Consider the following 3,002-nt stretch of genomic DNA (forward strand, 5'->3'; position numbering starts at 1 on the left):
ACGGCCAGCACCGGATGCCCCAGCCGCACAGCGTCCGACAGACGCTCCACCACCAGGACACCGACGCCCTCGGCCCAGCCCGTGCCGTCCGCGCCCTCCGCGAACGCCTTGCACCGGCCGTCCGAGGACATCCCGCGCTGCCGGCTGAACTCCACGAACAAGCCGGGCGACGACATCACCGTCACCCCGCCGGCCAGCGCCATCGAGCACTCGCCGCGCCGCAGCGCCTGCACCGCCAGGTGCAACGCCACCAGCGACGACGAACACGCCGTGTCGACCGTGACGGCAGGCCCCTCCAGACCGAACGTGTACGACAGCCGGCCGGCCGCGATGCTGCCCGCGCTGCCGTTGAGCAGGTAGCCCTCCAGTTCTTCGGGGGCCTTGCGCACCCGGGACCCGTAGTCGTGGTACATGAGGCCCATGTAGACGCCGGTACGGCTGCCACGCAGCGACGTCGGGTCGATGCCCGCCCGCTCGACCGCCTGCCAGGACGTCTCCAGCAGCAGCCGCTGCTGCGGGTCCATCGCCAGCGCCTCGCGCGGCGAGATCCCGAAGAACTCGGCATCGAACTCGGCCGCGTCGTAGAGGAAACCGCCCGACCGCGAGTACGACTTCCCCACCGCATCCGGATCCGGATCGAAGAGGCCCTCGACGTCCCAGCCCCGGTCCGTCGGCCACGACGACACGGCGTCGCCCGCGGAGACGACCAGCCGCCACAGGTCCTCCGGTGAGCGCACGCCCCCCGGGAACCGGCACCCCATCCCCACGATCGCGACGGGCTCGTGGGCATCGTCCTGCAGCTTGCGCAGGCGCTCCCGGGTGTCGTGCAGATCCGCGGCAGCCTGCTTGAGGTACGAGCGCAGCTTGTCCTCGGTGTTCACTCTTTCCCCTTGCCTGAGGTCATGAAGGTCCGTCGCCCGGCTTCGCTGTCAGATGCCGTTGTCGAGGAAGTCGAAGAGGTCGTCGTCGCTGGCCGCGTCGAACCGGTCCGCACCGGACGGTTCGTCGGCACTCGCCGGGTCGGCACCGAGGTGCTTGGCGACGAGTTGCTGCATCCGGCTCAGGACGCGGTCGCGCGCCTGCTCGTCGGGAGCCAGGGTGGCGAGCGCGGACTCCAGCTCGTCGAGCTCGCTGAGCACGCGGTCCGCCAACGACTCCTCCTCCGGCCGCAGTTCCTCCCACAGGTGGTCGGCGAGTGCGGCCGGCGTCGGGTAGTCGAAGGCCAGGGTGGCGGAGAGACGCAGACCGGTGGCCCGCATCAGGCGGTTGCGCAGTTCCACCGCGCCCAGGGAGTCGAAACCCAGCTCCTTGAACGTCTGGTGCGGCTTCACGGCAGTCGCCGTGGCGTGGCCGAGGACTCCGGCGGCCTGCGCGCAGACCAGGTCACGAAGCTGCTCGGTCCGCTCCGCCTCGGAGGCGGCCGCCAGACGCTCGGCCAGGGTGGCGGTGTCCGTGGCCGGACCGCTGTCCGCAGTGGCCGCCGTCCGCTGCGCGGGCCTGCGGACCAGTTCCCGCAGGATGGCCGGCAGAGCGCCCGCGGCTGCCTGCTCACGCAGGCTCGCCTCGTTCAGCACGGCGGGCAGGACGAAGGTCTCCCCGGTGCGTACGGCCGCGTCGAACAGGTCGAGTCCCTGCTCGGACGTCATCTCCGCGAGGCCGATCTGTGCGATGCGCCGCATGGCGGTCGCGTCGAGGTGTTCCGTCATCTCGCTGCGCTCGGCCCAGAAGCCCCAGCCGAGGGCGGTACCGGGCAGCCCGCCCGCGGTCCGGTGTGCCGCGAGCGCCTCCAGGAACACGTTGGCCGCCGCGTAATGCGCCTGGCCGGAGCTTCCGAAGGTGGCCGCCGCCCCCGAGAAGAGGACGAAGGCGTCGAGGTGGTGGTCCCGGGTGAGGTCGTGCAGGTTGAGTGCGGCGTCGATCTTCGGGCGCAGGACGCGGTCCAGCTGCTCCGCTGTCAGCCCGGTGACCACGGCGTCGTCCAGGACACCCGCCGAGTGGACCACCGCGGTCAGCGGCCGCTCCTGCGGGATGCCCGCCAGCACGGCGGCCAGCGCCTCACGGTCCGCCGCATCACATGCGGCGACGGTCACCTGTGCACCCAGCGCCGCCAGCTCCGCGGCCAACTCCTGTGCGCCCGGCGCTTGCTGTCCGCGCCGGCTGGTCAGCAGCAGATGCCGCACACCGTGTACGGCGACCAGGTGCCGGGCCACCAGAGCACCCACCGTTCCGGTGCCACCCGTGACCAGGACCGTGCCCGCATCCCCACCGAAGCCCACGGCCGTGTCGGGGGAAGGCGCGCCGTGCCGTACGAGCCGCGGCACGTGCACCGCACCGTCCCGCACCGCCAGCTGCGGTTCCTCACCCATGGCCAGGTTCGCGGCCAGTGCCTCCTCGGCACCGTCCACCAGCCAGAGGCGGTCGGGGTGTTCGCGCTGCGCCGAGCGGACCAGGCCCCACACCGGGGCGTTCACCAGGTCCTCGACATCGTCACCCGGACGAACCTCGACCGCACCGCGGGTGGCGAACACCAACCGCGCCGAGGCCAGACGCTCGTCGGACAGGAACTGCTGAAGGAGCGTCAGGGCGCGCTGCGTCGCCGACCGCGCCTGCTCCGCCAACCCCTCCAACGGCACGTCACCGGCCGTGAACGGTGCGACGACGACGTCGGGAACGGACTCTCCGAGGGCTGCCAGATCCAGGTCGGTCGCCAGGGCGGCCCAGCGGACACCGGCCGCCTGGTCCGACGCAATCCCTACCGGCCGCCACTCCAGCCGGTACAGGTCCTCCTTCCGGCCGACCCGCAACTGCTCCGCACTCACCGCGCGCAGGACCAGCTTCTCCACCGACACCACCGGTCGGCCCGCCGGATCCGTCGCCGACAGGGACACCGTGTCCTCGCCTGCCATGGCCAGCCGTACGCGCAGTGCAGTGGCGCCGGAGGACGCGAGGGACACGCCGGTCCACGAGAACGGCAGCCGGGGTTCGCCGACCCCGTCCGCATC

General features: G+C 72.3%; 2 protein-coding genes. Both read right to left on the reverse strand.

Annotated elements, in window-relative coordinates:
- Window positions 1-881: beta-ketoacyl synthase N-terminal-like domain-containing protein (locus ABZ471_RS48190; RefSeq protein ID WP_359075495.1), on the reverse strand; the 881-nt coding region annotated here is incomplete at its 3' end.
- A gap of 48 nt (window positions 882-929) precedes the next feature.
- A partial coding sequence (locus ABZ471_RS48195; protein WP_359075496.1) for a beta-ketoacyl reductase occupies window positions 930-3,002 on the reverse strand: 2,073 nt, incomplete at its 5' end.

This window comes from Streptomyces sp. NPDC005728, assembly GCF_040630895.1.
GTDB lineage: Bacteria > Actinomycetota > Actinomycetes > Streptomycetales > Streptomycetaceae > Streptomyces.